15 protein-coding genes, 1 pseudogene and 1 CRISPR repeat array are annotated in these 26,741 nt (G+C 65.9%); of the genes and pseudogenes, 8 read left to right on the top strand and 8 right to left on the bottom strand.

The features are described 5' to 3' along the window. The first annotated feature begins 1,213 nt into the window (after positions 1-1,213). On the top strand, positions 1,214-1,522 hold the full coding sequence (locus E1285_RS25640; RefSeq protein WP_132156364.1) for a hypothetical protein: 309 nt from the start codon (positions 1,214-1,216) through the stop codon (positions 1,520-1,522). A 1,103-nt stretch (positions 1,523-2,625) separates the two neighbouring features. Then, positions 2,626-2,947: a CRISPR direct-repeat array (repeat unit 37 nt; unit sequence GGTTTCAATCCGATGCGGTTTTGTGGAGCGCTGCGAC). 940 nt (positions 2,948-3,887) lie between these two features. Here E1285_RS25640 and E1285_RS25635 read toward each other — a convergent pair. The 7 genes and pseudogenes from E1285_RS25635 to E1285_RS25605 all read right to left on the bottom strand — a co-directional run bounded on the left by E1285_RS25635 (position 3,888) and on the right by E1285_RS25605 (position 14,611). Continuing rightward, a pseudogene (locus E1285_RS25635) lies at positions 3,888-4,696 on the bottom strand (IS5 family transposase). Between the two features lie 775 nt (positions 4,697-5,471). Next, positions 5,472-5,768 (bottom strand): hypothetical protein, encoded by a 297-nt coding sequence (locus E1285_RS46775; RefSeq protein WP_207946815.1) that lies wholly within the window; start codon positions 5,766-5,768, stop codon positions 5,472-5,474. A gap of 447 nt (positions 5,769-6,215) precedes the next feature. Continuing rightward, positions 6,216-8,015, bottom strand: a complete 1,800-nt coding sequence (locus E1285_RS25625; RefSeq protein ID WP_132156362.1) for a hypothetical protein — start codon at positions 8,013-8,015, stop codon at positions 6,216-6,218. Positions 8,016-8,116: 101 nt separating this feature from the next. Next, positions 8,117-11,548 carry a YhaN family protein gene (locus E1285_RS25620; protein WP_243723046.1) on the bottom strand — a complete coding sequence of 1,144 codons (3,432 nt, stop codon included), beginning with the start codon at positions 11,546-11,548 and terminating at the stop codon, positions 8,117-8,119. A 5-nt stretch (positions 11,549-11,553) separates the two neighbouring features. Continuing rightward, positions 11,554-12,792, bottom strand: coding sequence for a DNA repair exonuclease (locus E1285_RS25615; RefSeq protein WP_132156358.1), 1,239 nt, complete (start codon positions 12,790-12,792; stop codon positions 11,554-11,556). Between the two features lie 260 nt (positions 12,793-13,052). Then, on the bottom strand, positions 13,053-13,526 hold the full coding sequence (locus tag E1285_RS25610) for a DUF4352 domain-containing protein (protein ID WP_165966759.1): 474 nt from the start codon (positions 13,524-13,526) through the stop codon (positions 13,053-13,055). Between the two features lie 152 nt (positions 13,527-13,678). Continuing rightward, positions 13,679-14,611 carry an exonuclease domain-containing protein gene (locus E1285_RS25605; protein ID WP_132156354.1) on the bottom strand — a complete coding sequence of 311 codons (933 nt, stop codon included), beginning with the start codon at positions 14,609-14,611 and terminating at the stop codon, positions 13,679-13,681. A gap of 130 nt (positions 14,612-14,741) precedes the next feature. Here E1285_RS25605 and E1285_RS25600 point away from each other — a divergent pair, with 130 nt between their 5' ends. From E1285_RS25600 to E1285_RS25580, 5 genes are all read left to right on the top strand, one after another. Further along, on the top strand, positions 14,742-16,823 hold the full coding sequence (locus E1285_RS25600; protein ID WP_207946814.1) for an N-6 DNA methylase: 2,082 nt from the start codon (positions 14,742-14,744) through the stop codon (positions 16,821-16,823). Positions 16,824-16,902: 79 nt separating this feature from the next. Next, positions 16,903-18,906, top strand: coding sequence for a class I SAM-dependent DNA methyltransferase (locus E1285_RS25595; RefSeq protein ID WP_132156352.1), 2,004 nt, complete (start codon positions 16,903-16,905; stop codon positions 18,904-18,906). Then, positions 18,903-20,123 carry a restriction endonuclease subunit S gene (locus tag E1285_RS25590; RefSeq protein WP_132156351.1) on the top strand — a complete coding sequence of 407 codons (1,221 nt, stop codon included), beginning with the start codon at positions 18,903-18,905 and terminating at the stop codon, positions 20,121-20,123. Before E1285_RS25595 ends, E1285_RS25590 begins: the two co-directional genes overlap by 4 nt. Positions 20,124-20,126: 3 nt before the next feature. Further along, complete coding sequence (locus E1285_RS25585; RefSeq protein WP_132156349.1) at positions 20,127-23,282, top strand: type I restriction endonuclease; 3,156 nt, start codon at positions 20,127-20,129, stop codon at positions 23,280-23,282. A 113-nt stretch (positions 23,283-23,395) separates the two neighbouring features. Next, a complete protein-coding gene (locus tag E1285_RS25580) occupies positions 23,396-24,967 on the top strand; it encodes a serine/threonine-protein kinase (RefSeq protein ID WP_132156347.1) in 1,572 nt (523 codons plus the stop codon). Positions 24,968-25,183: 216 nt separating this feature from the next. Here the strand turns inward: E1285_RS25580 and E1285_RS25575 are convergent, their stop codons facing one another. Beyond that, positions 25,184-25,579: an ATP-binding protein gene (locus E1285_RS25575; RefSeq protein WP_132156345.1), complete on the bottom strand. Its 396-nt coding sequence runs from the start codon at positions 25,577-25,579 to the stop codon at positions 25,184-25,186. A gap of 96 nt (positions 25,580-25,675) precedes the next feature. Between E1285_RS25575 and E1285_RS25570 the strand changes: the two genes are divergently transcribed. Both E1285_RS25570 and E1285_RS25565 read left to right on the top strand, forming a co-directional pair. Beyond that, positions 25,676-26,533, top strand: a complete 858-nt coding sequence (locus E1285_RS25570) for a helix-turn-helix transcriptional regulator (RefSeq protein ID WP_132156343.1) — start codon at positions 25,676-25,678, stop codon at positions 26,531-26,533. Next, positions 26,524-26,715 (top strand): DUF397 domain-containing protein, encoded by a 192-nt coding sequence (locus tag E1285_RS25565; protein WP_132156341.1) that lies wholly within the window; start codon positions 26,524-26,526, stop codon positions 26,713-26,715. Before E1285_RS25570 ends, E1285_RS25565 begins: the two co-directional genes overlap by 10 nt. The last annotated feature ends 26 nt before the right edge of the window (positions 26,716-26,741 follow it).

Below are 26,741 nucleotides of genomic sequence, written 5' to 3'. Positions count from 1 at the left end.
CTCTACCATGACGGCAGCAGCCGCCCAAGGTTCTTCTTGCGTCACAACTCGAAGATCATCGGGCGGCTGTCCTACGTTACGGCCGGTCCCTGCCCGTTCAGATCACGTTCTACGACTGCCGTACTAGGAAAAGCTGCACTCCTGGAAGCACCACCATTACCAGATCCTGCGGACCGCCATTCCCGTCAGGAACTTCCGACATACCGTCCCCCAATCCAGGGAGCGACTACCCAGGGCAAGGGACTACCCGCAGCTGCAGATCTCCGGCACTTGCTTCTTCGGCATCGCCACCCACCCCGACTCACCCGGTTCTGCCCACCCGAGCTACCAACCCATACGACCTGCACCCCGCCGTCCCCGTCAGGATCAGGGCCCGGAGATATCACCCATTCCAGGAGGCAGACATCCGCACTTTCTGCCTGATCGAACGTAATATTCGTTTTTCGGCCTCGCAGAAGACGAATAAGAGGCCGCCGAAGACCGTCCGACGCCCTTATGAGGCGAGAGCAGATCTGGACCGAATCCCGGCCAAGTCCGACATGCCGCTGGCAGACAGCATGGCATCGCGGGAACTGGTCGTATCGCTCGCCGACCAAACGATCAAGGTTGTCGTTTCGCCCCATTCGACCGCGCCGCAGTCGGGGGTCGCCCGCAGCGCACGGACGGTGATCGCGTTCACCAGCCCGGCGCCCTTCCCGGTTCCGCGTCGGCGCGGTGACCCCATCTGCGTCAACGGTGACGACCTCCACCGGATGCTCCTCGGCCGGACGCTTGTCCATCGGATGATTCCGGGTGGTGCCCCCGCTGACCTCGTTCAGCCAGGGCTCCTCGACACGGCTGATCAGGTACGAGGCGCCAACGTTCTCGCGCCGCTTGTTCAAGGAGAAGATGTAGCGCTGGTTGCCGGACGTCCCGATCATCACGGCATTCACCCTCATGCGTCCCCCGCGCTCGTTCGTCGTCGTCCTCCCCGTTCTGATGGACGAGGCGTGCCCCCAGCAGTCTGCGGCGACTGGACACAGGTACTCGCGTCGTCCATCAGACGGTTACGGAACCCGGAAACGTTTCGGGCCACCGACCCTTTGCGGCCCCTTGACAATGGAACCCTAATCGACACGATGAGGATTTCTACCGGGAAAGCACGGGACGTCCCCTGTCCTGAAGTGGCCCCGAAACCAAAGTTTCGGCCGAGCCCGATTTACACCTTTCACGCGTGAAAGTCGGTTCAGGCCATCGCATCGGCACGACGACAGATGGTGGCAGTGACACACAATGGGACCATCCGGACCAGCCGCAGCTCACCGTGACCGGCTCCCTCGACAGTGGTGCCCAGGACCACTTAACGCTCCGGCAGACCTCCGTGGACGGCAGCACCGTGATCGCGATCGGTGCGGCCATCGGGAGCGCCTTCGGGGTCGAGGCTGTTCCGTTTGCAACCGGTGACAACACTGCGCGCTGGTGGTTCGTCCTCGCCTGCCTCACCCGGCATCGCACTGATCGTGCTCGGGTTCTGGCTGCGTAAGCAGCTTCGAGAGCGGTCACAGCAGGAGGTGCGGGTCGGGATCGTAGTCACAGCCGCTGACCCGGCGAAGAGCCCCGCGTACACACGTCAGGTCGATGCGCAGGCCCAGGCCTACACCAGCAAGAAATGCAGGGTTATCGGCCAAGACCGATGTGCGGCTGCCAGCGGACCGCCCCGCATCGCGAGAACTGGTCGGTTCCCTCGCCGACCGAACGATCGAGGCGATGGGGATGCAACTGCACCCAATGCCGTCCAGGTCGACCTGATCCCGACGATGCGCCTCCACGTCACGTTCTGGTACGGGGCCAGGCTCGGCCACACCCACGCACGAGGAGTGATGGTGCACGAGCCGCGCCACGTCGATGGCGACCCGTCCCACTCCCCGACGTGCTGCTGGGGCTGAAGAAGCAGAACGCACACCACGCACGGTCGGCGGCGGGCCTGGAACCATCGACGGTGGTGCCCCACCGTGATCGCGCTCGCGCTGGACTTGCAGGCCTGAGGAGAAGCGTGCTTCGCGCCTGTACGCAAGACCTGCGAAAAGGACGGTGTCGGCAACTTGCTGTGCCTGAACAGCACGGTCGAGCGGCTGTCGGGGAACACAGAAAGCTTCACATCCGCGGTGACGTAGATCTGCCGCACTGGGTTCGACACTCAACTTCCAGACGGTGCCCGCACCGGTCGGCACGCCAGCTTCCTGAGCGGTCCGGTCGCCATCACGGTTGCACTCGGCGCACGGCTGGCCGCCGACCACGGCCGCTGGACCGCCTACACCACGACGCCGCCAACAACCGCTACGACCGGTTCCGGACACACTTCCCACCTGAACCCACGCTCGGGACTCCAGAACTGCGACACCCTGTCACCAACCGCTCTGAAAGCGCACTGCCAAAGCTCGGCGCCCCACAGCAACCAGCGGGTCGCCGAGCCTTTGTGCGTTCCACCGGGGCCGTCAACGAGCGAGATCGCTCCCGCTTAAATCGAATCTGGGGAGCGTCGATACTCAGCATCCCCGCAGCCCTCAGCTCGCTTTTGGACGCGGGCTGGTCCAGCGCCGCCACCGCCACCTATGCACAAACCAAAAAAGGTGCGCCGCCAGGATCGACGTAAACCTGATGCCGTTTTGTTGAGCGCTGCGACGTGATGTCCGCCAGCCAGCAGACACCCCACCTCGGGGTTTCAATCCGATGCGGTTTTGTGGAGCGCTGCGACTAGAGCGGAACAAGGCCACGGACCTCCCCTACAGGTTTCAATCCGATGCGGTTTTGTGGAGCGCTGCGACCCGCCGCTGGAACATCACCAGCAAGCTGGCGAACGGGTTTCAATCCGATGCGGTTTTGTGGAGCGCTGCGACAGAACCGGTGCCTGATGCGGCCAGTGAACAATCTGGTTTCAATCCGATGCGGTTTTGTGGAGCGCTGCGACAGTACCCCAAATTATGGGGGTCTGACCTGCGGGTTTGCAAGATCATGCGCCAACCCCCTCGCAAGCGATCTTGAAGAGGTGCTGGAGATGATCTTCGGGGCGACGTTTGTGCAGGTGAGACCGGCTTTTGAGGGTGTGCGCCAACCTCTTCGCAATTTACTGAATGGTCGAATGACGGCGCACTGGCCACGTGCGGGGGTAGAACACGATGAGGTGTCGCCGACTCCACGACAAAGCCGAGCACTGCGGCACAGCCTGTCAGGAGTGGCTCGACCGGCTGGCACCGGAGGCTGCAATGCACGCCATCCAGGCCAGGGACGAACATGGTGACACAGACGATCCCGCGGCCGACGCCGGTCGGACGCAGCCACCGGCGTGGGACGCGGAGCTCGCCGACCATGTCGATCACATCGCCCATCGTTCCTTCCGACGGCTTGGGTGCTCCGCCGTGGCCCACGCACCCTGCCAGTTTTCCACGTCGCCCCCGACTTCTCATAGCCGTGTGCAGCCCCCAGAACCGCTCCGGTCCCTACCGAAGGCTCAATCGAGGGGCTTGGGAGGAACCTGCTCCGGCTGCGAAGGAGTAACTTGATCAGCACCTGCTGGGGGGCCGGTGGGGGGCCGGAGCGGCGAGGACCGGGCCGGACCCCCGGGTATCCATACGCACTCCTATCTGGATGTACCGGACTGTGGATCACGGAAGTAGATCTTGGATTACCCGAACGAGGGGACTGCTAATGCGGTTTGGGTGCAAGCCCATCCGGGGTTCAAATCCCCGATCCTCCGCCCTTCTGGCCAGGGACTTCGTCCAAGATCGCGATCTTGAGCGAAGTCCCTGTCGCGTTTCAGATGTCCGTTTTCCTGGTCTGGTGTGCACATGGTGTGGCCGGGACGTCGGCGGAGTTCGCTTCGTCCGCGGCTAAGAACTCCTACAGAATGATCAGTGGTTGAGTCGGCTCCAGCAGATGGTGGTGCTGGCGAGGTCCGGGAGGCTTCGTGGATGTCGTCGCGGATCTCCCAGCGGATGCGCAGGCGGCGGAACCAGTGCAGCCACTGTCTGCTCGACGACCCAGCGGTGTGCGCCCAGGCCGGAGCCGTGCTCGGTGCCGCGCCGGGCGATCTGCGGCTTGATGTTCTTGCTCCAGACCAGGCGGCGGTACTTGTCGTGGTCGTAGCCGCGGTCGGCGTACAGCATGTCCGGGCGCCGACGGGGCCGGCCGACCTTGCCGCGGACAGGCGGCACCGCCTCGATCAAGGGCATCAGCTGGGTGACGTCGTTGCGGTTTCCGCCGGTCAGCGAGACGGCGAGCGGGATGCCGTTGCCGTCGCAGATGACATGGTGCTTCGAGCCCGTCCTGGCGCGGTCGACCGGGCTCGGGCCGGTTTTGGGCCGCCCTTGAGCGCCCGCACGTGGGAGCTGTCGATCACCGCCCGGGACCAGTCCAGCTTGTCGGCGGCGTGCAACTCGGCCAGCAGCACCTCGTGCAACTGCTGCCACACTCCGGCCGCATGCCAGTCCCGCAACCGGCGCCAGCAGGTCATCCCCGAGCCGAACCCCAGCTCCTGGGGCAGAAACTCCCATGGAATCGCGGTATGCAGCACGAACAAGATCCCGCACAGCGCCTTGCGGTCGTCGATGCGCTTGCGCCCCGGATGCCGGTACCGCCGCTCGACCTTCGGCAACAGCGGCTCGATCCGCTCCCACAAGTCGTCCGGCACGATCCATGGGGGTTGCTGACCCTTCCTCACGCCAAGATCAACGATCTTGGCGCCCCATGGATACGGGGAAGATCATTCTGTTAGGAGTTCTTAGGCGGGGCCAGCACCGGCGCGGCCCGCCACGATCACTGATCGAACTGCGACAGCGTTCATCCATGACGCCGCTTCTTCGACCGTCGGTGGTTGAGCCGCCCCGAAACGTTCGCTCCGCCGTCCACGGGCCTGTGGACGGCGGAGAGCATGGCTTGCGTTTCCCTGGAAGGCGCCAACTCCGTCGCCCCCTTTCGACGCATCGAGGACATCGGCAGGAGCGGCGACACATTGCGCCTGACCCCCACAGGCTCCGGCAACGCCGCCCGTCCAGCTTGATAGTGAGCCGCTCAGCGGCCACGTCGTTGTGATGCTCGAGTACGTCCATGGGAGGTGCTCTCCTGGTCAACCCGTATCGGGACCATGCAGGACTCCTCTCCGCCAAGGCTTGCCGGGTTCGGTCACAGCCAGCTCGACCGTCGAGAACCAGCCTCTCGCATCACACTTCGGCTAGCTACTTTAAACATCAGCATGGCGTGAACATCTTTCAAAAGCATCAACATACGAGGCCCGGGGCCACCTCGACACAGAAGCTGCCCAGCCACGTTGCCGGCTCCTCGGTTCCTCGGCCGTGGTCTGGGCGACCTGCGGTCGTCTCGCTCGGTGTACCTGACCCAGGACGGGCATCCAGAACATGCACTCGCGACCCCGAAAGTTCAGTCATCGCCCGGGGCGACGCCTCCTCGTAGTCCCCCGTCGCCAAGGCCGGAGTAGATCAGGGCGGTGCGTCCCCGGGGGGGAAGTCGAGTGCCGTGGCCTCCCCCGTGTAGAGCGCCACCAGCGACTCGGGGCCTCTCCACCAGGTGTCCGCCAACCCCATCACTTCCCGCACCGGCTCGTAGCCGTCCAACTCGATGCCATCGACGTCATCGCCGACAAGCCTGGTGATCTGTTTCGCCCACCTGAACGCGTGGTCGGCCAGAGCGAGCGACTCCACCCAGCCCTCGACGGTCGCATGGAGAGGCGCCCACTTGCCTGCATGGATGCCGAACTCACCGGACGGACTGATCATGAAACCGCAGGGACCGCAGTTGACCGCAGTTGACCGCAGTTCGCTGCATCCCGGCTTCGAACCACCACCCCGCGGAGTCCGATTCGGGGGAGTCTGCATCGAGGTACTTGGGGCCCGCCGTCGTACCGGGATGCGGGTGGCAGGAGCAGACCGCCCCACCGTTTCTGGAAGGCCGCCATCCGGTCGATCACTGCCGCGGGGATGCCCCGCTCAAGCCACCACTGCCTGCTCTCCTCGACGGGGCGGACGTCGACCTTGACGCCATCCGTGCCGACGAACGACCGGGCCCGTCGGGACAGGCCATCGGGCACTTCGTCGATGAGGTGAACATTCACCAGGGAACACTACCGGTAGCCGCTATTCCGGACGCCTGAATATCCGGGCCCGCAGGTACCGGCGGAACGGCGCGGATATCGGATCAGTCGCCGCTACGATGAAGACAAAGCATTAATCGACATCGTCGGTAACGGGCCCGGATGAGGTCGGCCCTGTAATGCTCTCGCCCTTCTTACCCGCCTCGAGAGCGGCTTGCCGGCGCTGTTGCAGCTCATCGCGTTCCGCGTCCGGTATTATCATTGATTCGGCGAGCACGGCGGCGAGCGCGTCCACTTGCGCATTGTCGATGTCAGCTTGGAAGATCAATCGGATATTCTCTTCGGGTGTGATGATGTCGATCGCCGAGCGCCCACTTCCGTCCTGTGCGGGTGCTCGGACATATCGCACTTGGTCCATCGGGATGTCCTGACCAATCTGGCCGTGCTTGCGGAATGCACTGGTCTTGGCCGTGATGATCCGGCGGTCCGTGACGGCGACCAGGTTCTTTGCCGCCTTGTCGATCGCTGCTGTCACCTTCTCTTTGGTTGTCGCCGCCTTGTCCTTCGCTGCCACCACCTTCTCCTTCGTACCGCCGGAGGCAGCGCCGAAAGAACCGAGGACTTCGAGCTGGTCGGGGAAGCTCAGGACACGAAGGGTTTCACCGTCCTCGAGGATCCATCGCAGGGTGCGAAGGTACGGTTTGCGATCCAGTGATGCAGGTGCGCAGATGATGTCCGGAGCCTCAAGCGGAGGTACTGGTGGATGGAGAGCGTCGGCAAGAGGCTCGATCGCGTCGAGAAGTTGGGCGCAGGTCAGGCGGGCGGTCTTCGAGTCCCTCCGGCTGCGGGTCAACGGCATCGTCGCGCGGCCGGGGAGCTCGGCGATGATGCGTAGCTCACGCCTCAGTGAGTAGACGAGTCTCCTCATCTCGGTCAGTGCGGAGTCGCGCTCCGAACGAGTGTCGCGCTCAATGACTTCGACGAGCCCCGCTTCGTCTTCGCGTCCGGTGGCACTCACCTTCGCGGCGCGGATCACCTGGTACTTGGTCCATGCTTCGAGGGAGGACCGGAGGGCATATGCGTCAAAGACGATGGCCTCAGCGTTCATTTCGAGGTACTCACGGCGACCCCGCGCGCCAAGTCGTTTGATCTCCCGGACGTGTCCCCCGACGTTCTGTCGGTACTGGTCACGCGCCTTGAGTAGATCTGCTCTCTTGGTCGCGACGGTCTCCCATACGTTCGGCGTGACCGATTCGATCTCTTGCGCCTCGCCGAATGCGGTATCGACGGCCTTCACGAGTCCCGTGAGCGTGGACCACTGCTCGCGGTACATAGTCGTGAGAACCTGGCTCGTCAGCGCGATATTCGTCCTGACGAGGCCCGCGACCTCACTCAACTGCAACTGGAGGGCGACCATGGCCAGCGCCGACCCGATGTTCGCCAGCTTTTGCGCCGTGCTCACCTTGGTGAATGGGATAAAGCGAGCCTGATGAACGATCTTGCCGTTGAGGAATACTGCCCCGATGTTCGCGCCATTCTTGACAGCAAGCGTTCCGCCGGCGTTCAGTATGGCCTGCGTAGCATCGGTGACCCGGTAGACCCCCTCCACGCTGGCGAACGCGTTCGCGAGGTTGCCGCCCACGTTCGCAGCGTTTCCGGTCGAGGCGAGGAACGTGGAGATCTTCTCGCGGTCGGTGGCTGACAGGAGCCCGAAGTCGATCGGATCGAGCTTGAGGTCGAGCTTGAGCTTTTCCGGGAGCTCGCCGAAGGCGAAGACAACACCTGGGAGCACCTCCGCCAGGACTGTCGAGGCCGCTGTCGAGTCGCTGTCCGAGTCGGGTGTCGAATCGTCCACGTTCGGTGAGTCGGCCTTGTCGATCTGGCCGCTCTCCCCAGGTTCGGGATTATCCATCGAATCCGAAGGTCCCTGCATGCGTTTCTCCTTGCGGGGGTGGCGTAGAGCGGCGAAGGGCGTCAGCATTCGCTGGCGGAAGACTACGGCACAGCGCGCCGTCCATCTCCTGGCAACTCGCGCTAATCGGGCAGCCGGTGCACGTGGCAGCGTTCCTTGGGCAGTTCCTTGGCGGCGCTGCGGATCACGTGTTCGTGGTGTGTGAAGACGATGACCTGGAATCGGTCGGCCATGCTGTCGAGGACGTGCAGGGCCGCCTCCGTGCGCCGTTCGTCGAATGTCATGAAGATGTCGTCGACGGCGATCGGAAGGGCGTTGCCGGCTGCGGCATGGCGTTCGAGCGTCGCAAGGCGCAGCGCCAGGTAGAGCTGGTCGCGGGTGCCCTCGCTGAGGGCGGCGGGCGCCAGCGTTCCCGTGGACGACTTGGCGCGGATGCTCGGGCGCTCCTCGTCGGATAGTTCGAGCCCGGTATAGCGACCCAGGCTCAGCTTGGTGAACATCTCCGAAGCTTGCGCCAGGATCGGCGCCTGGTCGCTGTCTCGGTATTCCTCCATGCAGGCCAGGAGGGCGACCCTCGCGGCCTCCAGGCGCAGGAATTCCTCGGCGTCTTCCGCCAGTTCGGCACAGATCGCGGCGATGTCGGCGGCGGCGCGGGCGGCGTCCTCGCCGCCGTTGAGCCGGCCGAGCGCCTCCCGCCGCGTGGTCCGCTGTTCCAGCCAGCCGTCCCTGGTCTCCTCGAGTTCACTGATCCGGTGGTCGAGTTCGGCCAGCTCAGCCGTCAGTTCATCGGCGGACGTCCCATGCCCGCGGAGCTGGGTGAGCTCTGCCCCGGACGGAAGAGCCCGCTGGATCTTCGCCAGGGCGGTGGACTTCTCCCTCAGGTCGCGGGCGCGGGTCACTGCGTCCTCCATCTCGGCAATCGTGGACACGCCGAGGCGTGCCCGGAAGTCCTGGAGGCGGCTCTCAATTTCCCTCAGTTCGAGCGAAGCGTCTTCGATCTGCTTGACGAGCTTCGACTTGTGGTCGAGCAGGCCCTGGCGCTCACGGTCGTCGTCCCGTTGCTTCTGCAGGTCCCGTGCCAGGGTTTCGATGGCCTGGTGCCAGCCGATGGTGGATGCTGGAACGCTCCGGCCGCAGGAACGCAGCGTCTCCCGCAGCAGCCCCTCGAAGTCGGAGATCCGCTTCTCGGCCTGCGGGAGTGCGTTCTCGATCGCGGTCGCAGCGTCGACTTCACCCGCCACCTGGAGCAGGATGTCCAACTCGGCCAGAGCGGTGTCGGAGTCACGGTCCGCGGGCAGGCCGGCGTTGTCGAGGAACTGTCGCCACTGCTTCCCGTGCTCGTCCACGTCCTTCTCGGCGCCGGTCTCGGCGGCCTCCGCGTCGGCGAGTTCGGCTTCGGCATTGTCGAGGTCGCGCTGCGCCACGGCGCGTTTCGCGGCGGCTGCGTCATGCTCGTCGAGGCGGGTACCGGCCGTGCTCAGGACTTCGGTGAACAGCACGGCGGCGTCGGTGGACGGCGGGGCGTCGTCGAGGCGCAGCAGGTTCTTGAGCCGGGCCGTGTGCGCGTGGAGGCGGTCGCGCTGTTCGCGGAGGTCGATGCGGACGTCCTGGAGGTCCTGGGCTTCGGTCTTGAGCCTGCCGACGGCGTCCAAGATGCCCGATCCCCGGTCGGGTTCGGGCGGCGCCGCGGGAAGGCCCTCCCACAGTGCGTCCCAAGACTGCCGGGCCTGGACCAGGTCGGCGTGCGCCTCCTCCACTGCCGCCTGGAGTTCGGGGACGGTGGGTTCCAGCTCGGCGATCTCGCGCTCGGTCTCGGCGCGCTTATTCACCTCCTCCGCGTGCTGCAGCATCAGGTCGACGGTGGTGTCGGCTCGCCGCACGGCCTCCTGGAAGGAGGCTTCGACGCCCGGGTCGTCCCGGAACCGGGTGATGAGTTCGTCTCGCAGGGCGCGCTGAGCGCGGAGGTCGTCGTGGGTCGGCGGGGCGTCGCCGGTGACGAGCCGGTCGAGTTTCCTCCGGTACGTCGCGAGTCGCCGTTGAGCCTGGTCGAGTTCTGCGGCGCGTTCGCGATGTCCCTTGTCGAGTTCGCGGTGGCCGGCCTCGGCTTCGGTGACTCGTCCTAGCTCGGGGAGCTGGAGGTCCAAGACGTCTGCGGGTGACAGCTCGGGAAGTTCGAGCCGGTTCAGCGCCTGGCGGAACCGTTGCGCGAGTTTCTTCTCTGTGGCCTGGGTGCTCGTCAGCTTGTCCGGCAGGTCGTGCGGAGCCGCGGTGTACGCGTTCTTCAGCAGCGTGACGTCCTCGCTCGCCGGGAGGGAGCTGAGCTGCTTACCGAGCCGCTCGCTTTTCTCCCGGTGTCGCTTGGCCGTGTCCCGGGCGCGGTCGAGGGCGTCGTGACGCTTGCGGCCCTCGTCCCTCAGGTTCTGGCCAGTCGCGCGGAAAGCGGCGGGGAGCCGGTAGAGGTTCTCGTCGGCCAGGGTCGCACGCGGGTGGACGGTGCGCAGCCGCGATCCGGCTTCGGTGCGTGTGCGCGCAGCCTTCCCGGACGACTCGTCCCGCTGCGTCACAGCTTCGAGGATCGCCGTGACGTCCTTGGAGAGCCGCTCGATCGCGGCGGCGTTCGGGAGAAGGGAGCCGTCGTCGCCCATCATGGCGAGCCGCTGATCGATGTCCTCAACGAGCGGTGCGTTCTTTGAGCGCACCGCGTGGTGGTTGCTCTGCTGCCTCAGCAGGTCGCCGAGTTGCTCGCGGATGTCGTCGGCGGCGGACGGTCCCCGTGTGGCGATCTCCGCGATCTGCTCTTCCAGGTCGCACTGCTCCTTTAGGAGGGGGAGTATCCCGAGGAGCCGCTGCTTGGCCTGCCGGAGCGCTTGCCCGCCCTTCAGTTCCTTCTCGGCCGCCACGAGGTTGTTCTCGGCCTCGGCCGCGGCCTGTTCGGCATCCCGGTACTGGCCGGGCTGCAGCGTCGCATCGCGGGCGGTCAGCCGGAGCTCTTTCAAGCGTCCCAGCGCGACGTTGATCCTTGGATTCGTCCTCCCGCGAACCAGGAACAGGCGGTCTTGCCGGCTCTCGATCGTCTCGAGGACGGCCTTCAAGCGCATCCCCGACCGGGCGGCGGCGAGCAGCTGGGCCATGTCGCCTTTGCCTGATGCGAGCAGTTTCCCGCCTCTGCGCAGTTCGTCGCTGTTCAGGGCGAACTCGGTGGTGAAGGTGTCGCGGTCGACGCCGCCGAGGAACGGGGCGAGCGCGTCCTGGCCGATCGGCATTCCGTCGCCGTCCACGAGCGCGTCCTTGCGCTTCTTCCGGCGGACGATCTCCAGTGCCACCCCGCCGGCCGCTGAGAGGCGGGCGCCGAGCCGGGTCCGGGTGCCATGCAGGAAGGCGTACGGGGTGGCGTGGTCGATGCCGTACAGCATCTGGTTCAGGGCGCTGAGCGCGGTGGACTTGCCGGCTTCGTTGGGACCGTGGACCAGGTGGACGCCGGGGGCGCCCAGGTCGTCCAGGCTGTGGCCGTCGAAGGCGCCGTAGGCGATGAGGTCGAGGCGTTCGATGCGCATTCCGGTCACCGCGCTTCCTGCAGCAGGGACTCCACGAGCCGGTAGGCGTCGTCGGCGAGGCTCTCGACCCATGCCGGGTCGGCCACGACGATGCCGTCCCGCCCCTTGATCTCGGCGGGGATCCTTCCGATGAGCGGGTGGCCGGAGAGCTTGGCCATGAGGCCGTCCGGGTCGGTGCCGAGCACGGAGAGAGTGCGGCGAAGGTCGGTCAGGATCCCGGAGGTGCCCCCGCCGGAGTCGCCGCCGTCCTCCCTGGACCTGCAGACCTTGACCTTTTCCAGCCACAGGTTCGGGTGCTGGCCGGCGGCTGCCCGGAGTTCGTTGAGGATCCGTTCGCGGTCCCGCCACAGTGCGGCGTGTGCGGACGTCACGCCGGTGAGGGTGACGCGGACGGCGGTTAGCCTCTCTTCCGGGATCTCCTGGAAGCGCTGCGCGACGAGGCTGCACACCTGGTCGATGTCGTCGCGGCCCGTGACGTCGACGTCGAGGCTCTCCCAGCGGGCGGTGTCCAGGTCATGGTGCTTGACCGATTCGACCTGGAGTCCGCCGTCCACGGTGACGACGACGCAGCCCTTCGGTCCCGTCTCGCGTGCGTGCCGTCCCTGGATGTTGCCGGGGTAGACGATCCACGGCTCGTCCCGGACGATCTGCTGCGTGTGGACGTGACCGAGCGCCCAATAGTCGTAGTCCCGGGCTTCGAGGTCCGCGACCGTGCAGGGCGCGTACCGCTTGTGCTCGCGGTAGCCGCCTTCGAGGCCCGTGTGCAGCAGGCCGACGTTGAACAGGCCGCCGTCTCGCGGCGGATACCCGGTGGCGAGGTTGTCGGTGAGGTCCCACTCAGCGAACCCCTGGCCGTGGACGGCGAGTCCGGCCTTCTCGTCCCGGACAGTCTCGGGTTTCCGCGTCGTGAAGACATGCACGTTGTCGGGAAGCCTGAGTGAACGCGTCATGAGGTTCTTCGCGTCGTGGTTCCCCGAGACCATGTAGACGGGGATGTCGGCGCGCCCGAGGCGGGCCATCTGCCCGCTGAAGTAGAGCCCGGTCTGGTAGTCGTTCCAGTCCCCGTCGTACACGTCGCCAGCCAAGAGGACGGCGTCCACGGGCAGCTCGATCGCGAGCCGGACAAGGTTCTCCAAGGCTCTCCGAGTGGCCAGGCGCAGGTCCTCCTCGGGTGCGCCCTCGTAGGCCGAGAGTCCCCGCAGCGGACTGTCGATGTGAAGATCGGCGGCATGCAGAATCTTCATGGTCTCCTCGTTCGGGTGGCAGTCGGAGCGCAGCGTCCAGCGGTCCTGTGGCGAGGGGACTGGAGGAACGCTAGCCCGCTGTTGTGATGTATGTGCTCAAAGTGACGAAACAGCTGTCTTGTGGCAGCAGGGGCCGAAGATGAAGCGGCTCTGGGCCCACCGGCCGCCTTTTCCTGTTCGGGCGGCGGCTTCCTGTTCAGGAGGCTTGCCGTTCGGGAGGCTTGCCGTTCAGGACGCTTGCCGTTCAGGACGCTTGCCGTTCAGGAGGCGACCTGAGCCCGCGCGGCCTCGTCGAACAGGGGGTTGGTCATCGCGACGATCTTGGGTCGGAAGTTGCCCTTCGCGCACACCAGGCCCGTCGCCTTCTCCTTCGGGGCGAGTTCCGTTGTGGCGATCTGCCCCTCGTACTCGCCGAGGGCGGAGCTGCTGTCGTGCTTGGTGTTCCTGGTGTCGGTGATCGAGAAGTAGAGCGGGTTGACCTCGAGCTGCTTCTTGGTCTGGTTGGTGACGGTGACCTTGACGCACGACAGGGCGCCGCCGTCGCTCAGGACGCTCTTGCTCGCGCGCGCCCGCTTGGCGGCGAGCTTGACCGGGAAGGTCTTGGTCTTGGCCGCGCCGCTCTTGCCTGCGGGCTTGTCGGGGTCGGACGACTGGACGGCGACGGGGTCCTGTTCGAGTTCGCAGCCGGCGGTGAGGACGGCGACCGCGACGAGGCCGATGATGATCTTGCGCATGAGGACTCCTTGGTGCTGGGCGCGTTCTGCACGGCGCGCTGCCGAATGGGGTCGTAGTGGAGGGGCGTCGCCGCCCGGCTGGTGCTGGGTTGGTCGGGCGCGCGCGGCGCGCATGGGAAACGCGACGTCGGTGGACCGTCGCCGGGGGCTGTTCAGCCCTCGGCGACCGTGAGGAGCTCGTAGAACTCTTCGGCGTCGATGACGGTGATGTCGTGGCCGAAGTCGCGGAGACGCTCCGCCTTGGCGAGCTTGCCCGTCTTCTTCACCCCGGGGGCGAGTTGGCGGGGTTCGATGGCTCCGACGACCAGCAGGTCGACGAACTTGGTGACATTGGAGACGGTCCGGGCTCCGAGGGCGGCGATCCGTTCGGCGGCCGCCGTCCTCGTCATGTTCGGCAGTGATCCGGTGAAGCAGACGGTGAGTCCGTAGAACGGGTTGTCCGGGTCGGCGTTGGGCTCGGCGTCCGGAAACGGCGTGCGCCGTGCGGCTCCCCGGTACTTGCACCCTTGGCGGACACCGCCGCGGTAGGAGCCCATCTGGATCCTGTGTACGCCGAGGAGGTCGACAAGGGCGGCCGGCCCCTGCCGTTTCAGCGCGGCGAGCATCACCTGGGCCGCCGCCCGCGCATCGTCGCCGGCGTCATGGTGGCGCGGCAGCTCGATGCCCAGGGCGGCGGCGAGCACCGGGAGCTTGTAGGAGAGCAGGCCGGTCCAGGTTCGCCTCGCGACAACGAGTGTGCAGGCGAACCGGAGGTCCGGGACGGGCAGGCCGCTCGCCTTGCACGCGTCGGCGAGAACTCCCATGTCGAAGGCCGCGTTGTGCGCCACGAAGGGGGTGTCGCCAGCGAACTGGGCGATGCGCTCCAGCGTCTCCGGCCAGCCGGGGGCGTCCCTGACGCGGTCCGCCGTGATGCCGTGGATGCCGACGTTGAAGGCGTCGAAGTGGTCGTGTCCGTCCGGGGGCTTGATGAGCGATGACCACTCCTCGACGATCTGCCCTTCCTTCACCTTGACGAGTCCGACCGAGCACGGGCTTCCCCGCAGGGAGTTCGCCGTCTCGAAGTCGATCGCCACCCAAGCCGTCATCTGTCGCTCCTAGCGCCGAGCCGTTGAAAGCACGACCATGAGAGCACGACGTGAAAGCACTGTCAAATGGCATCACTCGATTGGGTGATGTACTATGGCGATGCTCCCGAAAGCTGACAAGGAAGTACCGATGGCATCGCAGAGCGAGCAGCTGACCGCCGCCGAGATCTCTCGGCTCGCCGGCGTGACGCGGGCGACCGTGAGCAACTGGCGCCGGCGCCACCCCGACTTTCCGCAGCCCAGCGGCGGGACGGAGGCCAGCCCGAGCTACGACCGGCGGCAGATCGAGGCATGGCTCGACGCGCGGGGCCGCCTCCCCGCGCGCTCGCCCACCGACGACCTGCGGGCCCACCTGCGCGGTCGCACACCGCGCGAAGCCGAGGGCGTCGCACTGTTCACGGCGCACCTGGCCGGGCTGGACGCCGGGAAGCGCGCCGCGATCCCAGCGCTGAACGACAACGAGTTGACCGCGCTGCAAACGGAGTCGTCCTCGTCGGCCGGTGCCGCCGAGCCGGGCCACGCCGACGTCCCCGCAACGCTCCTTCGAGCGGCGGCGCAGGTCACGCACCAGGAAGGCCCGCTCGCCGTCTTCGACGTCCTCGACGAGCACACCGAGGCACCGATCGGCATCCGGGGGACGCATCCGACACCGGACGTGCTCGCCGACCTGATGGCCGCGCTGGCGACGACCGGCGACTCGCGCGTCCGCAGCGTCCTCGACCCGGCCTGCGGGAGCGGACGCCTGCTCGCCGCGGTCGCCGCCACCCGTGAGCCCGGCGCGGCTGTGCACGGCCAGGAGTACCGTCCCATCACTGCGTCCCAGGCCAGGGCCCGGCTGGCCGAAGCGGCGCCCAAAGTCTCGGTGGACGTGCAGACCGGCGACAGCCTTCGCGACGACGCCTTCCCCGGCCTGCACGTGGACGCCGTGGTGTGTAATCCGCCCTACGGCGACCGCGACTGGGGCCACGACGACCTGGCGCTCGACACCCGGTGGGCCTACGGCGTGCCGCCGCGCTCGGAACCGGAACTCGCCTGGGTCCAGCACGCCTTGGCGCATCTGGCCGAGGGCGGCCACGCCGTGCTCCTGCTCCCGCCGGCGACCGCGTCACGACCGTCCGGCCGCCGGATCCGGGCCGAGCTGCTCCGGCAGGGGGCGCTGTGCGGGGTCATCGCCCTCCCGGCGGGCCTCGCCGTACCGCACCACATCGGGCTTCACCTGTGGCTACTCCGGGGCCCCGAGGCCGCTCGCCCCGGCCGTGACCTGGTCCTGCTGTTGGACGCCTCCGACGAGGCCGCCTCCACCGAGCAGGGCAAGGCATCGGGCAGCGGCAAGCTCCACGAGACGATCGTCAGCACCTGGAAGGCGTTCACCGGCCGCGCCGAATTCACCGAGATACCGGGAACCGCGCGCGCCGTCCCCGCGATTGACCTCCTGGACGATCTCGTCGACCTCTCGCCCGCACGGCACGTCCGCACCGCACCGATGATCATCCCGGACGCGGCCCTGCGCGATGTCGCGCAGCTCATCGAGCGCCTCAAAGCGGACGTCTCCGCACTGGCCGGCGCGACCGAGATCGGATCGCTGTCCTCGGCCGGCGAGGCGAGCCGCACCTGGCGCACCGCCACGGTCGCCGACCTGGCCCGCGGCGGCGCCCTCGCCCTCCACAGAGGAACGCGAGCCGCCTCGACCGACCCCCTGCCCGCCGACCTCGCGGATCGTCCCGTCCTCCGGGCGCGCGACCTGATCGGCGGGACGCGCGCCAGTGGCGACACGCGCGAACTGCACCTGGCCGATCCGGTCGTCATCGAGGCGGGAGACGTTCTGGTCACGCAGATCGTCGGCCCGCAGGGCGTCGCAACGCGCGTGGCGGGCGAGGACGATGCCGGATGCCTGCTCGGCAACGGCGTCTTCCTGCTGCGGCCCGACCCCGCACGCATCGACCCCTGGTTCCTCGCCGGGTTCGTCAGCGCGCCCGACAACATCAGCCAGGCGACGACCGGTAGCTCCACGCCCCAACTCGCGGCGTCCCGGCTGCGCGTCCCGCTGCTCCCGATCGGCGAGCAGACCGCTTACGGCCACACGTTCCGCAAGGTCGGCGAACTCCGAAGTACCGCACGGAACGCCGCGAACTGCGCCGACGAGACAGCAGACCTCATAGCCACCACCCTCAGCAGCGGCGCGCTGGTTCCCCCAGGGGCCGAGTTGCCATGAGCCTCAGCGCAGGCTGTTGTACATGCCCCAGACTTGAGAATCCCTGCCCCGCAGGCCGTCACATCCGGAAGGGAACCCGTTGAACCCGAGCAAGCACACCGAACTGGTGAACCACGCCTGGTCGGTCGCCGACCTTCTGCGCGGCGACTTCAAGCAGTCGGATTACGGCAAGGTCATTCTGCCGTTCATCGTGCTTCGCAGGCTGGAGACCGTCCTGGAGCCGACTCGGTCGGCCGTCCAGGAGACCGTTGAGCGGTTCAAGGGCAAGGACATGGACACCGACCGGTTCCTGCGCCGCGCGTCGGGCCACCCGTTCTACAACACCACCGGCTACACCCTCGCCAAGATCGCCGGGGATGCGGAGCACGCGGCGACGAACCTCGCCAAGTACATCGCGGGTTTCTCCCCGAACGCGCGGGAGGTGCTGGAGAAGTACGAGTTCGCCCAGCAGATCAAGCGGCTGGACGACGCGAACCTGCTCTACAAGGTCGTCGGGCGCTTCGCCGACCTGGACGTCCGCCCCGAGGTCGTGTCCAACCACCAGATGGGCTACTTCTTCGAGGACCTCATCCGGCGGTTCTCCGAACTGTCCAACGAGACGGCCGGTGAGCACTTCACGCCGCGCGAGGTCATCAAGCTGATGGTCAACCTACTGGTGGCGCCGGACGCCGACGCGCTCAGCGTCCCCGGCATCGTCCGCAAGGTGCTGGACCCGGCCTGCGGCACCGGCGGGATGCTCAGCACGACCCAGGAGTACATCACCTCCCTCAACCCGGACGCGACCGTCGAGGTCTACGGGCAGGAACTCAATCCCGAGTCGTGGGCCATCTGCCGGTCCGACCTGATGATCAAGGGTCAGGAACCGGACAACATCGCGTTCGGCAACTCCTTCAGCGACGACGGCCACCGCACCGCCAAGTTCGACTACTTGCTCGCGAACCCGCCGTTCGGCGTCGAGTGGAAGAAGGTCAAGGACGAGATTGAGCACGAGCACGAGACGCTCGGCGAGTCCGGACGCTTCGGGGCGGGGCTGCCGCGCATCAACGACGGCTCTTTCCTGTTCCTCCAGCACATGATCGACAAGATGAAGCCGCGGGAGGCCGGCGGCAGCCGCGTCGCGATCGTCTTCAACGGCTCCCCGCTGTTCACCGGCACCGCCGAGTCCGGTGAATCTCGTATCCGCCAGTGGATCATCGAGAACGACTGGCTGGAGGCGATCGTCGCCCTGCCCGACCAGCTCTTCTACAACACCGGCATCTCGACGTACTTCTGGATTGTCACCAACCGCAAGCACGAGGACCACGAGGGCAAGGTCATCCTGCTGGACGCCCGGGGCTACTGGCAGAAGATGCGCAAGTCCCTCGGCGACAAGCGCAAGGAGATTGGCGACGGTCAAAGCGGTCGTCCCGACCACATCGCCGAGATCACCCAACTCTACGGCGACGCCCTGGAAGTCGCCGACGACCCCAAGCACCCGCTGCACGGCAAGGTGAAGGTCTTCCGCAACCAGGACTTCGGCTACCGCCGCATCACCGTCGAACGCCCTCTCAAGCTCCGCTTCGAGCTGACCGACGAGACCCTTGCGGCACTTAAGGCGACCAAGCAGGTCCAGAAGCTCGGCTACGCGGAAGCGTTCATCAACGCGGTGCGCCCGCTCCTCGGCACCACCTGGCCGACCAAGCCCGAGATGCTGAACGCCCTCATGGGCGCGGTTGTCGATGCCGACCTCCAGTGGCCGCCCGGCGCCCCGTTCGCCAAGGCCGTCCGCGACACCATCGGCGTCCGCCACCCCGAAGGCGAGTTCCAGCACGTGCGCAAAGACGTCATCGAACCCGACACCGACCTCCGCGACTACGAGAACGTGCCGCTCGATGAGGACGTCGAGGACTACCTCAAGCGCGAGGTCCTCCCGCACGTCCCCGACGCCTGGATCGACCACACCAAATCCAAGACCGGCTACGAAATCCCCTTCACCCGCCACTTCTACGTCTACAAACCCCCACGTCCCCTGCCGGAAATCGACGCAGAACTCAAGGCCCTCGAAGCCGAAATTCAGACTCTCCTTAACGAGGTGACAGAATGACCTCATCTCTGGGCAGAGTGCCACTATGGACAACAGCACACGAAGTTAGAAAAGTGGTCGATCCTGCAACACTAGGAGACCATGTAGTTCACTACAGCATCCCCTCTCTGGACGAGTTCGGGGCAGGAAAGGTCGAAGAAGTTGATTCGATAAAGTCTGCCAAGTTGAGCCTCCATGGCGGCGAAGTTCTCATCAGCAAGCTTAACCCCCGGAAGAGCAGAGTCATTTACATCAATCGTGACCAGCTTCCCATCGTAGCTTCGACGGAATTCGTTGCCCTGCTACCACTTCCTGGTATAGATTCGCGATTTCTCACATATACACTCGGCTCGGAGAGCGCACGACAGGAACTTGACTCAAGAGTCCAGTCAGTGACACGAAGTCATCAGCGCGTGTCGCCGGAAGATGTCACTCATCTTTCAATATGGGCCCCTGACATCGAGGAACAACGGCGCATTGTCGACTTCCTCGATGCCGAGGTTAGTCGGATGGGCAAGCTCGCGAAGGTACGGAAAAAGCAACTGTCCCTCCTCTGGGAACGTCTGGACGCAGTTGCCAAGGAAGCGACTGGGCGGGCAGCGCTCCACGCCAATGCTGACTACACTCCGACTAAACTCAGGCGCGCTATTACCATGATTCGGACGGGCACCACCCCTTCGCACCTTGAGGATGTCGGCAGCGATAACTCACCTAATACGCTTCCCTGGTATACACCAGCCGCCCTGGATGGCGTCCTACAGGTTAGCCCTGCAGAGAAGAAGGCCAGAGACGATGGTTACGTACCAGCGTTTCCCGCTGGCAGCATCTTGGTAACTGGAATCGGCGAGTCGCTGGGAAAGATCGGATACCTCACGCACGCAGCCACCGGCAACCAACAACTGACAGCACTCTTCCCTACTTCAACCACAAATGGCCGATTTCTCGCCTGGCAGCTACATGTTGCGCGAGATGAACTAAGGAACTGGACTCAGTATTCTCGAGTGCGAATCATCAATAATGACACTCTTGCCGATTTCCATATATCACTTCCCGCGAAATCTGTTCAAGACAAGGTTGTCGCACGTCTCGATGAGCATCTAGCAAAGGTGCGTTCACTAGATGCGGTAACGGATGGCTTCATAGCCGCGATCCGAGAGAGGCAGCGGGCGTTGATTACGGCGGCGGTTACGGGGCAGTTCGATGTTTCCACGGCATCCGGTCGTGGGGTTATGGAGTAGGCGATGAGTCCTGTGCATGACGAAAGGGCGTTCGGGGACGCGATCGTCGCGGCGATGCTCAAGGGTGGGTGGCTTGAAGGCGATCCGCACGATTACCGACCGGAACTCGGGGTGGACACGCGGCAGCTCTACACGTTCGTCGGGGCGACCCAGGGCGACGAGTGGGAGCGGCTCGTCATGCTCTACGGTAATAGCACAGAGGCCGCGCAGGTCGGTTTCGCCAGGCGGCTCGACAAGGCGATTGCCGAGGACGGGGTGCTCGCCGTCCTGCGCAAGGGCGTGAAGGATCGGGGGGTCCTGATCCGCGTCGCGTACTTCAAGCCGAACCTTGTGCTGGACGACTCCGTCCTGGACGATTACCGGGCCAACCGGCTGACGGTCGTGCGCGAGCTGGAGTACGCGACCAAGCAGGCCGACAAGGGCAACCGGCTCGACCTGGCGCTGTTCGTCAACGGGATTCCGATCGCGACGGCGGAGCTGAAGAACCCGCTCACCGGGCAGGGTGTGGAGCAGGCGAAGGAGCAGTACCGCAGCGACCGCGACCCGAGCGAGTTGATCTTCCGGCAGCGGGTTGTGGCGAACTTCTGCGTCGATCCCGATCTCGTGTTCGTCGCGACGCAGTTGCGGGGCCAGAAGACGCGGTTCCTGCCGTTCAATACCGGGTCCGAAGGGCCGGGCCAGCCCGGCGGCGCGGGCAACCCGGCGCCGGTCGAGCCGGGGACGTACGCGACCTCATACCTGTGGACGCGGATCTGGGAGCCGGACACCTGGCTGGACATGCTCCAGCGGTTCGTCCATGAGCAGAAGACGAAGAGCGCAGGCGGCCGGACAAGCAAGACGCTGATCTTCCCGCGCTACCACCAGTGGGACGTGGTGAAGAAGCTCATCGCGCACGCCGCCCGGTACGGGGCCGGTCACAACTACCTGGTGATGGCGTCCGCCGGCTCGGGCAAGTCGAACACCATCGCGTGGCTGGCGCACCGGTTGTCCTCGCTCCACACGCCAGTGAACGCCGCGGACCTGGCCCCGGAGGCGGTGGCGAACGGTGTTGCACCGGGGACGCCGGTCTTCGACAAGGTCATCGTCATCACCGACCGGCGGAACCTGGACGCTCAGTTGCGGGAGACGATCGGCGCGTTCGAGCAGACAGCCGGGCTCGTGGTGAAGATCGACGAGAAGATCGGCGCCAAGTCCGAGCAGCTCGCCAAGGCGCTGTCGCAGCAGTCCGGGAAAATCATCACGGTGACGCTGCAGACGTTCCCGGCGCTGATCGACTTCCTGCGGCGCAACCCGACCGAGATCGCCGGTCACCGCTTCGCGATCGTCGTGGACGAGGCGCACTCGTCCCAGTCCGGGGACGCGGCGACGGCGGTCAAGGCCGCACTGCGCGACCTGGGCCTGGACGCAGATGACGAGGACGAGGGCGCCACGACGGTTGAAGCCAAGCTGGAGCAGAAGGCCGCGCAGCGCTCGCAGGCGTCCAACCTGTCCTACTTTGCGTTCACGGCTACGCCCAAGAGCAAGACGCTGGAGTTGTTCGGGACGCTGGGCACCGTGGACGGCAAGCCGACGTACCGGCCGTTCCACACCTACTCGATGCGGCAGGCGATCGAGGAGGGCTTCATCCTCGACCCGCTGCGCAACTACGTCACCTACGACACGTATTGGAAGCTCGTCAACAACAACCCCGACGAGCGAGAGGTCGACCCGTCCAAGGCGAACACGCTGCTGGCCCGGTACGCGGTGACACATCCCTCGACGGTCGCGCAGCACGCGAAGATCGTCGTGGAGCACTTCCGGGCACACACGGCAGGGCGGCTCGGCGGACGCGCCAAGGCCATGGTGGTGACCGCGTCGCGCAAGAGCGCCGTGCAGATGTCGCGCGCGATCAAGCAGCACATCGAGGACATGGGGTACGGCATCGGTGTCCTGGTGGCATTCTCCGGCTCCCTCACCTACGAGAAGGAAGAGGTCACCGAGTCCAAGGAGAACGGCGGCCTGCCCGAGAGCGCCCTTCCGAAGGCGTTCGCGTACACGCGGGCCGACGACCTGACCACGCAGACGGGCGGACGCGGAAAGCCCGAGTACCGGATCCTCGTCGTCGCCGAGAAGTACCAGACCGGCTTCGATCAGCCCTTGCTGACGACGATGTACGTCAACAAGAAGCTGTTGGGGATCTCGGCCGTCCAGACGCTGTCCCGGCTCAACCGCACCGCCGACCGCAAGAGCCAGACAGACCTGGCGATCGTGGACTTCGTCAATGACGCCGAAGACGTCCAGGACGCGTTCCGTCCGTACTACGAGGAGGCGTTGACCCTCCCCTCGGACCCGAATCTCCTCTACACCGCGCAGAGCCGGGTCATGTCGGCGCAGATTCTCGCCAACGCGGAAATGGACGAGTTCGCACGCGCCTACCTCGAAGCCGAGGAGAAGGCCGGCGGCTCGGCCGCACGCTGGGAGAAGCTACACGCCGAGCTGTACCGGCTGCTCAACCCGGCCGTCCAGCGCTTCACCACACTCATCGACAGCGAGGATGACGACGACCACGAGGCTGCCGAGGATTTCCGCGCGAACCTCAACGACTACGTGCGCAAGTACGGGTTCCTGTCGCAGATCGTCCCGTACCGCGACGCCGAACTCGAACGCCTCCACCTGTACGGGCGGCACCTGCTCAACCGGCTTCCCAGACGTGCCGACGGCGGCGTCGACATCGGCGAGGTCGACCTCAGCCACATGCGAGTCGAGAAGACCGGCGAGCACGATCTCAGCCTCACCCCCGAAGGCGCCACCGTGGTCAAGGGCTTCGGGGACGGCGTCGGCGGCGCGCAGGAGCCGGAGAAGTCGCCGCTGGAAGAGCTGATCGAGAAGTTCAACGCCAAGTTCGGCACGGACTTCACCGAAGAGGACATCATCCAGCCGTTCGAGGAGGCGATGGCCGACCCCAAGGTGAAACAGGCCGCGGTCGCCAACAACGACCAGGAGAACTTCGGGGTCGTCTTCGACAAGGTCTTCGAGAACAAGATGATGGACCACGTCGACACCATCGCCACTCTCGGCGAGAAGTACTTCGGCTCAGACCCCGAATTCAAGTCGTCCCTCAACAGCCGCGCCCGCCGTGCGGCATGGCAACTCCTGCGCGAACAGGCCGGCGTCGCCTGATCGCTCGCGCATCCGGTCGTTCCCCGAGCGAATCGGAGGACGGCTGGACAGGCGATCTCCGCACTCGCGACACTTGACCACGGCGAATCAGGGCGAGTGCACGCGGAGCAAGCATGCCGGTCAGGACCATTGCCAACCGCTATGAACTGATCGGGGAGATCGGTTCCGGAGGCATGGGCACGATCTGGCGCGGTTACGACTCGGTCCTGGACCGCGAGGTCGCCGTCAAGGCCATCCGCCCCGACATGCTTCTGTCTCCGGAGCACATCGCCGACCTGGCCGAACGGTTCCGCCGCGAGGCGCGCGTCACTGCCCGCATCCAGCACCATGGCGTCCCCCAGGTGTACGACGCGGTCCTGGACGCCGACTCCGCGGATCGCCTCTACCTGGTCATGCAGTACATCGAGGGCAGGAACCTGCGCTCATACATCGACCCGGCCGACCCGCTGCCGATCGCCTGGGCCGCCGCGACAGGCGCGCAGATCGCCACCGTCCTGTCCCACGCGCACGCGATCCCGGTCGTCCACCGCGACCTGAAGCCCGACAACGTCCTGGTGACCGATGACGGAACCGTCAAGGTCCTCGACTTCGGCATCGCCGCGATCCTGCGCCGCGACATCACCAAGATCACCGTGACGGGCAGCCCGATGGGCACCAGTCGCTACATGTCCCCAGAACAGGTCAACGCCGCTCAGGTGACTCCGCAGAGCGACCTGTACGCGCTGGGCTGCGTCCTGCACGAACTGCTGTCGGGGACGCCCGTCTTCAATGGCAACAGCCAGTTTGAACTCTGGAAACAGCACATTACCGCCGCCCCCGAGCCGCTGCGCAGGCTGCGTCCGGACGTGCCCGCAGCGCTTGAGGAACTGGTCCTGGACCTGCTCGCCAAGAAGCCCGAGCAGCGACCGGCCGACGCCTACGCCGTTTACGAGAGCCTGCTCCCGTTCCTGCCGTCCCCCGGTTCGCCAGCGCTCGCCACGAGTCGGTGGCTCGGCGAGATGCCCGACCCGACGCTCCTGTACCGGAAGCCGAACGCCCCTCGCCGCCGCACGCGCCGCCCTTCTCCCGCCCCGACGCCGGCGACCGTGCCGCATGCACCGACCACGCCGCCGACCCAACTCCGGAACGCCATCGACGACGCCCTCAAGCAGTCCACCAAGCTCCTCGGCTCCGACCGGTTCGCCCAGGCCGCTGACGTCGTGGAAGCGGTCATCGGCCCGGCAGCCAGGATGCTGGGTTCCGAAAGCCCGGACCTGCTCAAACTCCGCTTCCATCGCGCGCTCATCCTCTTCCTTGGTGGAGACTCGCGCACGGCCCTCCCGGAGTTCGACGCCCTGGCCGACGCCTATGCCCGCACCTCCGGGCCGTCGAGCGACCGCGCGCTTGAATCCCGCCGCTACGCCGCTCTCTGCCGCGCCAACCTCGGGCAGAACACCATCGCGCTCGAACAATTCCGGCGCCTCCTCGACGACGTCGCCACCGCCGACAGCCACGCCAGCGAACTCGCCCTCGACATCCGGCACAGCATCGGCATGCTCCTGCTGTCCGCCGGTGACAAGGCCGCCGCAGAGAACGTGTTCGAGTCCCTCTACCAGGACCACCTCGTCATCAACGGCCCCGACGACGAACGCACCCGCGAAATCGCCGACATCCTCACCCGCATCCGCCTACCCACATCTCCATAGCCCTCCGCAGACGCAGCAAAGTGCCGTTCGGCGAGCCGTGAAACTCCTCGCGGAAGAGCGGTCGCGAGCGTCTTCTTGCGCGACATCCACTGGTTGAACCCGCCGAAACGGCCTGCCCAGAAGACGGGCACCCGGGTCCAGGCTTCGACATAGGGGGTCGGGCCGGCCGGTAGGTAGCGGAGGGGCGGACGGGAGGGAACGCCCCTCCGCTCGTCTTCAGGTGCGGTCGATGACTGCGAAGACGACCTTGCCGACGTTGTCTGCCAGGGCGCGGATGCCCCAGCAGCGGGCGTACTGGTCAACGATGAACAGGCCCCGGCCCGTCTCGCTGGTCGTGTCGGCCGCCAACATGTGCGGGAGGCCGCAGGCGGCGTCCTGGACCTCCATCCACAGGGCGTCGTCCTCGGTGCGGCTTAGCCGCAAGATCACGTCGTCGCCCGTCTCGGACGTCCCATGCTGGAGGGCATTAGTGACCAGCTCACTGGCCACCAGGCACGGCACGAAGTCGTCCATCCCGTACTCGCCGGTGACCAGCCGCACGAACTCCCGGACCTCCGCGACGACCTTGAGGTCCTGCTTCACCATCATCTCGTTCTGGGCTGCCTCGCCCATGAGCATCTCCTCACCATGTGTGATGTAGGCAACACAGTGAGGCACTTTTCGACTACGATGTGGTTGCCGTCAGAAGGTGGCAGATAGAAGAAGATCATGCCCCCCGAGGGCAGATGCCAACGAGAGGCAGGTGACATGTCTCCACGTCGCCAGCGTCGCCCCAGTGAGTCCCCCGCCCTCATCGCCTTCGGGCGGCAGATGCGCCGAATGCGCGAGGCGAAAGGCGTGAAGCAGGAGACCATCGCTCACTTGACGCAGGTGAGCGGCCCGCAGGTGAGCAAGATCGAGAATGGCAAGAAGCGCGCTACCCGCTCGTTCGTGGAGTTCGTGGACGAGTTCCTGGAGGCCAATGGCGCCCTAATCAACCTGTGGGAGGACCTCAACAAGGACGGTCACCCCGTCCCGATCTGGTTCGACTGGCCGAAGATCGAGGCCGACGCCGTAATGCTGATCACCTATCAGCACTCGGTGATTCCTGGCCTGGTCCAGACACCGGCCTACGCACTGGCGATCCTGCACGGCAATCAGGAGGCCGCAGACGCCCGGATCGCCCGCCAGGCGATCCTCAAGGACCCGAGGCAGGACGAAACCTCCTCACCGATCTACGTAGTCCTGATCGACGAGCAAGTGCTTTACCGGCAGGTCGGCACCCCTGAGACGATGAGGGAGCAGCTAGAGCACCTGGTGGACATGAGCATGTTGCCCAACATCACGGTTCAAGTAGTGTTGGGAAGCGGTGAACATGACGGCAACACGGGCGCGTTCGTGGTCGCAACGATGGAAGACCGGAGCGAAGTCGCATACATCGAGACAGCTGTCCGCCCCCTTACGACGGACGACACCGCAGACTTGTCCGCCGTTGCGCGGACCCTGGTCAGCCTACGTTCACGGGCACTGACAGAAGAAATGTCACGTGAATTCATAAGAAAGGTGGTCCAAGAAAAATGGACCTGAACAACGCCGCATGGCGCAAGAGCAGCCGCAGCGCCTCCAACGGCGGCGACTGCATCGAGCTGGCGGACGTGGCCGGTGCGGTGGTTGCGGTGCGGGACAGCAAGGACCCGGACGGTCCCGTCCTCCTGCTGACCCGCGCGGCCCTGCGCACCGCCGTCCAGTCCGCCGCCAACACGCACTGACCACCCGGCACCACCCACCCCACCGG

The organism is Actinomadura sp. 7K507, from assembly GCF_004348425.1.
Classification (GTDB): Bacteria; Actinomycetota; Actinomycetes; order Streptosporangiales; family Streptosporangiaceae; genus Spirillospora.
This window is presented reverse-complemented; position numbering and strand designations above follow the sequence as displayed.

Bases quoted from the DNA above. Each gene is read 5' to 3' on its own strand.
- E1285_RS46775 (WP_207946815.1), bottom strand. From the start codon at position 5,768: ATGATCAGTCCGTCCGGTGAGTTCGGCATCCATGCAGGCAAGTGGGCG.
- E1285_RS25625 (WP_132156362.1), bottom strand. From the start codon at position 8,015: ATGCAGGGACCTTCGGATTCGATGGATAATCCCGAACCTGGGGAGAGC.
- E1285_RS25620 (WP_243723046.1), bottom strand. From the start codon at position 11,548: ATGCGCATCGAACGCCTCGACCTCATCGCCTACGGCGCCTTCGACGGC.
- E1285_RS25615 (WP_132156358.1), bottom strand. From the start codon at position 12,792: ATGAAGATTCTGCATGCCGCCGATCTTCACATCGACAGTCCGCTGCGG.
- E1285_RS25610 (WP_165966759.1), bottom strand. From the start codon at position 13,526: ATGCGCAAGATCATCATCGGCCTCGTCGCGGTCGCCGTCCTCACCGCC.
- E1285_RS25605 (WP_132156354.1), bottom strand. From the start codon at position 14,611: ATGACGGCTTGGGTGGCGATCGACTTCGAGACGGCGAACTCCCTGCGG.
- E1285_RS25600 (WP_207946814.1), top strand. From the start codon at position 14,742: ATGGCATCGCAGAGCGAGCAGCTGACCGCCGCCGAGATCTCTCGGCTC.
- E1285_RS25590 (WP_132156351.1), top strand. From the start codon at position 18,903: ATGACCTCATCTCTGGGCAGAGTGCCACTATGGACAACAGCACACGAA.
- E1285_RS25585 (WP_132156349.1), top strand. From the start codon at position 20,127: ATGAGTCCTGTGCATGACGAAAGGGCGTTCGGGGACGCGATCGTCGCG.
- E1285_RS25580 (WP_132156347.1), top strand. From the start codon at position 23,396: ATGCCGGTCAGGACCATTGCCAACCGCTATGAACTGATCGGGGAGATC.
- E1285_RS25575 (WP_132156345.1), bottom strand. From the start codon at position 25,579: ATGGGCGAGGCAGCCCAGAACGAGATGATGGTGAAGCAGGACCTCAAG.
- E1285_RS25570 (WP_132156343.1), top strand. From the start codon at position 25,676: ATGCCCCCCGAGGGCAGATGCCAACGAGAGGCAGGTGACATGTCTCCA.
- E1285_RS25565 (WP_132156341.1), top strand. From the start codon at position 26,524: ATGGACCTGAACAACGCCGCATGGCGCAAGAGCAGCCGCAGCGCCTCC.